At 67.1% G+C, this 6,205-nt stretch carries 7 protein-coding genes and 1 pseudogene; 7 read left to right on the top strand and 1 reads right to left on the bottom strand.

Annotation, left to right across the window (positions count from 1 at the left end; genetic code table 11):
• From A5646_RS09265 to A5646_RS09235, 7 genes are all read left to right on the top strand, one after another.
• Positions 1–794, top strand: a 794-nt coding sequence (locus A5646_RS09265) for an MCE family protein (protein ID WP_082984684.1), incomplete at its 5' end; no start/stop codon positions are given.
• On the top strand, positions 788–2,338 hold the full coding sequence (locus A5646_RS09260) for a virulence factor Mce family protein (RefSeq protein WP_066862448.1): 1,551 nt from the start codon (positions 788–790) through the stop codon (positions 2,336–2,338). The genes A5646_RS09265 and A5646_RS09260, both read left to right, overlap by 7 nt.
• Positions 2,308–3,066 carry an Mce protein gene (locus A5646_RS09255; RefSeq protein WP_066862451.1) on the top strand — a complete coding sequence of 253 codons (759 nt, stop codon included), beginning with the start codon at positions 2,308–2,310 and terminating at the stop codon, positions 3,064–3,066. The genes A5646_RS09260 and A5646_RS09255 overlap by 31 nt, the downstream gene beginning before the upstream one ends.
• On the top strand, positions 3,063–4,034 hold the full coding sequence (locus A5646_RS09250) for an RDD family protein (protein ID WP_067021344.1): 972 nt from the start codon (positions 3,063–3,065) through the stop codon (positions 4,032–4,034). Before A5646_RS09255 ends, A5646_RS09250 begins: the two co-directional genes overlap by 4 nt.
• Complete coding sequence (locus A5646_RS09245) at positions 4,031–4,585, top strand: mammalian cell entry protein (protein ID WP_066862520.1); 555 nt, start codon at positions 4,031–4,033, stop codon at positions 4,583–4,585. The genes A5646_RS09250 and A5646_RS09245 overlap by 4 nt, the downstream gene beginning before the upstream one ends.
• A complete protein-coding gene (locus tag A5646_RS09240) occupies positions 4,552–5,331 on the top strand; it encodes a mammalian cell entry protein (RefSeq protein WP_067021343.1) in 780 nt (259 codons plus the stop codon). Before A5646_RS09245 ends, A5646_RS09240 begins: the two co-directional genes overlap by 34 nt.
• Before the next feature lie 16 nt (positions 5,332–5,347).
• Positions 5,348–6,049: a YoaK family protein gene (locus A5646_RS09235; protein WP_066862464.1), complete on the top strand. Its 702-nt coding sequence runs from the start codon at positions 5,348–5,350 to the stop codon at positions 6,047–6,049.
• Here A5646_RS09235 and A5646_RS29390 read toward each other — a convergent pair.
• Positions 6,042–6,205: pseudogene (locus A5646_RS29390) on the bottom strand (hypothetical protein); the annotation flags it as partial. The gene A5646_RS09235 and the pseudogene A5646_RS29390 sit on opposite strands and share 8 nt — an antisense overlap.

The raw sequence follows: 6,205 nt of genomic DNA, 5'->3' as shown, positions 1-6,205 counted from the left end.
CGAACCCGTCGCACGAACTGCTCAAGAGCGGCGACACCATTCCGCTGAAGAATTCGACCTCGTACCCCACCACCGAGCAGACGCTGGCCAGCCTCTCGCTGATCCTGCGCGGCGGCGGCATCCCGAACCTGGAGGTGCTGCAGAACGAGGTCTACAACATCTTCAATGGGCGCGGCGAGGCGATCCGGGCGCTGCTCGGCAAGCTGGACACTTTCACCAACCAGCTCAACCAGCAGCGCGACGACATCACGCACGCCATCGACTCGACCAACCGGCTGCTGACCTACGTGGGTGGCCGCGCCGACGTCTTGGATCGGGTGCTCACCGACATCCCGCCGCTGATCAAGCATTTCGCCGACACCAGGAACCTGCTGATCAACGCCGTCGACTCGGTGGGACGGCTCAGCCAGGCCGCCGACCAATACCTGTCGGAGGCGCGCGGGCCGCTGCACACCGATCTGCAGGCGCTGCAGTGCCCGCTGAAGGAGCTCGGCCGGGCTTCGCCGTACCTGATCGGCGCGCTGAAGCTGATCCTCACCCAGCCGTTCGACATCGACACGGTCCCGAAGATCTTCCGCGGCGACTACATCAACATCTCGCTGACGCTCGACCTGACCTACAGCGCCGTCGACAACGCGTTCCTCACCGGGACAGGTTTGTCGGGAGCCCTGCGGGCACTCGAGCAGTCGTTTGGGCGCGACCCGGAGACGATGATCCCGGACGTGCGTTACACGCCGAACCCGAATGACGCACCGGGTGGACCGCTGGTGGAAAGGGGGGACAGGAATTGCTGACTCCCTTCATCCGACGCCAGCTGATCGCCTTCGGGATCCTGACCGTCATCTCGCTGCTCGTGCTGGGGATCTACTACCTGCAGATCCCCAGCCTGGTGGGCATCGGCCGCTACACGCTCAAGGCCGACCTGCCGGCCTCGGGCGGGCTGTATCCCACGGCCAACGTCACCTACCGCGGCATCACCATTGGCAAGGTCACCGACGTCGAGCCGACCGAGCACGGCGCCAAGGCGACGATGAGCATCGACAGTCGCTACAAGATCCCGATCGATGCGACGGCCAACGTGCACTCCGTGTCGGCGGTCGGTGAGCAGTACCTGGACCTCACCTCGAGCGGCAACCCCGGCAAGTACCTGGCGGAAGGACAGACGATCACGAAGGGCACCGTGCCCGCCGAGATCGGGCCGGCCCTGGACACGGCGAACCGCGGCCTGTCGGTGCTGCCCAAGGACAAGATCGGCAAGCTCCTCGACGAGACGGCGCAGTCCGTCGGCGGGTTGGGTCCCAACCTGCAGCGGTTGGTCGACGCCACCCAGGCGATCGTCGGCGACTTCAAGAACCAGATCACCGACGTCAACGACATCATCCAGAACTCCGGCCCGGTGCTGGACAGCCAGGTGAAATCGAGTGACAACATCGAGCGCTGGGCGCGCAACCTGAACAGGCTGGGCGCGCAGTCCGCGCAGGAGGACCAGCACCTGAGAAGCCTGCTGCGCCAGGCGGCCCCGACGGCCGACCAGGTCAACTCGGTGTTCAACGACGTCAAGGATTCGCTGCCCCAGACGCTGGCCAACCTCGAGGTCGTCTTCGACCTGCTCAAGCGCTACCACACCGGCGTCGAGCAGGTCCTGGTTTTCCTGCCGCAGGGTGCGTCGATCGCCCAGACGGTGGCGGCGCCGTTCCCGAACATGGCCGCCCTGGACCTGGCGTTGTCGATCAACCAGCCGCCGCCCTGCCTGACCGGCTTCATTCCGGCATCGGAGTGGCGGTCCCCGGCCGACACCAGCATCCAACCGCTGCCCACCGGCACGTATTGCAAGATCCCGATGGAGACACCGGCGAACAGCGTGCGCGGCTCGCGCAACATCCCGTGCACGGATATTCCGGGCAAACGGGCCGCAACCCCGCGGGAATGCCGCGACCCCAAGCCGTATGTGCCGGCCGGTACCAACCCCTGGTACGGCGACCCGAACCAGATTCTGACCTGCCCCGCACCCGCGGCGCGCTGTGATCAGCCGGTGAAGCCGGGCATGGTGATCCCGGCGCCGTCGGTGGACAACGGACTCAACCCGGCGCCCTCGGACCGGGTGGCGGGCACACCCCCGCCCACCAGCGATCCGTTGTCCCGACCGGGGTCGGGTACCGTGCAGTGCAATGGCCAGCAGCCCAACCCCTGTGTCTACAAACCCAGCGGGCCTCCCTCGGCGATCTACAGTCCCCAAAGCGGTGAACTGGTAGGGCCAGACGGAGTTAAATACTCCGTCGAGAACTCGACCAGAACAGGAGACGATGGATGGAAGGAGATGCTGGCGCCAGCCGGCTGAACCCCATCGACACGGACGATTCGTTGACCACCCAGGACAAGAGCGAGGATTCGGCGGCACCTGAGAACGGAGCCGAGCAGACCGGTCCGCAGGATGCCTCCGCGGATCTGACCGAATCCACCGACGATGCCGCCGGTGCCGACGCCGAGGCCGACCAGTCCGAGTCCGAGGGCACGGCGGCGGACGACCCGGCAGCCGCCGAATCCGCCGTCGCCGCCGCCCAGCGCCGTCCGTCCCGGGTGACCCGCGGGTGGCTGGCCGCGATCGCCGCTGTGCTGGTGTTGTGCGCCGCCGGCGTCGGGGCCGGTGGCTACCTCGCGCTGCATTACCACCAGCAAAGCCAACAGATGGCGCGCAACGACGCGCTGGCGCTGAAGGCGGCGGTGGAATGCGTCTCCGCGACCCAGGCGCCCGACACCAATGCGATGACGGCGAGCGAGCAGAAGATCGTCGACTGTGGGACCGACGCCTTCCGCTCGCAGGCGCTGCTGTACACGAGCATGCTGGTGCAGGCGTATCAGGCCGCGAACATCCATGTTCAGGTGTCGGACGTCCGGGCGGCGGTCGAGCGCAACAACCGAGACGGGTCGATCGACATTCTCGTCGCGCTGCGCGTCAAGGTGGCCAGCGACCAGAACCAGAACGAGGCCGGCTACCGGCTGCGCGTGAAAATGGCGTTCGCCGAAGGGCAGTACAAGATTTCCAAGCTCGACCAGGTGACGAAGTGACGGTGGTGGTCGAACAGACTGCGCCCCGGGCAATTCAGGAGTCACCACGGGAAGCCTTGGCGCCGTGGCATTCTCGCGTCATCGCCTTCTCAGTCGATGCGGTGGCGGGCCTCGCAGTCATCGTCACGATGGCGTTGGTCCTGCGTACCGTGCCGGCCCAGGGCGTGTGGTGGTGGCTGAGCATTTCCGCCCTGGGCGTCGTCACCCTGCTGGTGCTGGCCAACCGGTTGCTGCTGCCGGTGATCACCGGGTGGAGCCTGGGCCGCGCTCTGGCGGGCGTCGCGGTGACGCGCCGCACCGGAGACGCACCGGGCCCCTGGACCCTGCTGCTGCGCGATGTCGCCCACCTGCTCGACACCGCGTCGGTGGTGGGATGGCTTTGGCCCCTGTGGGATTCGCGCCGTCGCACGTTCGCCGACATGCTGGCGCGCACCGAAGTGCGGCGCCTCCCACCGGACGCGTCGCCGCCACACGTCCGCCGCTGGAGCCTGGTCGCGGTGCTAAGCGCGGCGGCGCTCTGCCTGGCCGGGTTCGCGATGAGTTTTTTCGGGGGGTACTGGCAGGACCGGGCGACCGACCAGACCCGCGCCCAGCTGGCGACGCAGGGGCCCAAAATCGTCGCCCAGATGCTGACCTACGACCCTAAGTCGCTGCACGACGACTTCGCCCGTGCGCTGTCGTTGGCGACCGACAAGTATCGGCCCCAGCTGTCGGCCCAGCAGGACCTGGTGCAAAAGGGGCACCCGGTGATCAACGAGTACTGGGTCACCAACAGTTCGATTGAATCGGCCGCCCCGTCCAGCGCAACGATGTTGATCTTCATGCAAGGTCGACGGGGCGTCGGGCCCGAGCAGCGCTACATCAGCGCGACGGTGCGGGTGGTATTTGCCAAGGGCCCCGGAAACGCTTGGCGCGTCGACGATCTCACGGTGCTGACCAAGCCGAAGCAGCCCGGGAGCGGCAAGTGAGTCCCCGCCGCAGATTTGCGCCCGGCGAGCGGCCACTGCTCATCGCGCGCCCGGTCGAGGCCGGGCGGCCATGGCTGTTGCCGTTGGCCGGCACGGTCGCCGCGGCGCTCATGGTGGTGGCGATCACGGCCTGCACACTGATGCTCGTCTCGCACGAAATCCGGGCGCGGGCCGCGTCCAAGGACCGCGAGGTGCTGACCTACGTGACCGGGTTCATGACGCAGTTCATCTCCATCGATCCCTTTCACGCCAACGATTACGTGAACCGGATCCTGGCGCAGGCGACCGGGGACTTCGCCAAGCAGTATGAGAAGAACGCCAACGAGATCCTGCTGCAGGTCGCCCGGGCCGAACCGGCCACCGGCACGGTCCTGGATGCCGGCCTGGAGCGATGGAACGACGACGGCAGCGCCAACGTCATGGTGGCGACGGCGATCAGCACCAAGTCGCCGGACGAGAAGCAGGTGTTGGAGAACGCCAATCGATGGGCGGCGACCGCGACGCAGGAAGGGAACAAGTGGAAGATCAGCAACCTGCAGCAGGTGATGTGACCGCCGAGCGGACTCCGGCCGCCTCCGGGGACGACGCGAACGACGCGACGGACGCGACGCACCAGGCCCGCCCGGAGCGCCACGACGAAGAGGCCGAGGCCACAACGGAATCCGAGGCCACCGACCGGGACGCGGCCGCACCGCACAGCGCTGATGACGGGGCCACCGACGACGAGGACGCGGAGCGGGTGGCCGACGCGCCGCAGGGTACCGCCGCGCGCAAGAACCGGCGGACCGCAAAGGTCTGGGCCGCCGTTTCCGCCATCGCCGCCCTGCTGTTCGTCGGTTCCGCCGCGTTCGCCGGCGCGATGCTGCAGCCGTACCTGGCCGACCGGGCCACCGCTGCAACGAAACTCAACGTCGCGCGGACCGCCGCCAATGCGATCACCACGCTGTGGACGTACACCCCGGAAAACATGGACACCCTGGCCGATCGCGCATCCCGGTATCTCAGTGGCGATTTCGAGGCGCAGTACCGCAAATTCGTCGACGCGATCGTGGCACCCAACAAGCAGGCCAAGATCACCAACCACACCGACGTGACCGGCGCCGCGGTCGAAACCCTCGACGACTCCAACGCCGTGGTCATCGTCTACACCAACACGACGTCCACCAGCCCGTTGACCAAGAACGTCCCGTCGCTGAAGTACCTGTCCTACCGGCTGTTCCTGAAACGTTCCGACAACCGTTGGCTGGTGACCAGGATGACGACGATCACGTCGCTGGATCTGACGCCCAAGGTTTAGCGGCGAGTCCGGGCGCATGGCTGTCACGTCACCGGTCTCCGAGCGATGGACGGTAGCGGCGTTGCTGCTCTTGACCTTCGCCACCGGGTTGGCCGACTCGATCAGCATCCTGGTGCTCGGCCACGTGTTCGTCGCCAACATGACCGGCAACGTGATCTTCCTCGGATTCTGGCTGGCCCCAAGGACGATCATCGACCTGACCGCCGTCGCGGTCGCCCTGCCGACCTTCGTCTGCACCACGATCGCCAGCGGCCGATTGGCGCGGTATTTCGGCCTGCGGACGCGGACATGGATCACCACGGTGCTGACGATCGAAATCGTCCTGCTGCTGGCGCTCGCGGTTCTGGCGGGCACGGGAGTGCTGCGCTACCAGGCGACCTCCAAGCTGATCATGATCGGCATGCTCGCGGTGACGTTCGGTCTACAACACTCCAGCGCGCGCCAGTTCGGCATCCAAGAGCTCTCCACCACGGTGCTCACGTCGACGATCGTCAGCCTCGGACTGGACAGTCGGTTGGCCGGAGGCACCGGCGAACGGCAGCGGTTGCGCATCGGCGTCGTGGCCACCATGTGCGCCGGCGCCTTCTTCGGGGCGACGATGTCGAGATACGTGATCGCCCCGGTGTTCGTTGTCACCGCGGCGGTGATCGCCACCAGCCTGCTGATCTTCCGCTTCGGGCCGCCGGCGGCGAAAACCGAAGCGCCCGTTACTAGTTGAACGCCAGCCAGCTGGGCAGCGCCCGCTCGTGTGAATCACAGAGCACTTGCCGGGTGTCGCATGATCCCCGCGGTGATCCGGCGCCGGCCCACATGCCCCCGGTGTCGCGGCGCAGCACGATCGCCGACGAGCCGCCGCCGTCGAGCAGCACCGCGT

It is taken from the genome of Mycobacterium sp. 1245499.0 (assembly GCF_001673615.1).
Classification (GTDB): domain Bacteria; phylum Actinomycetota; class Actinomycetes; order Mycobacteriales; family Mycobacteriaceae; genus Mycobacterium; species Mycobacterium europaeum_A.
The sequence above is the reverse complement of the archived record's forward strand: the minus strand, read 5'-3'. Positions and strand labels throughout refer to the sequence as shown.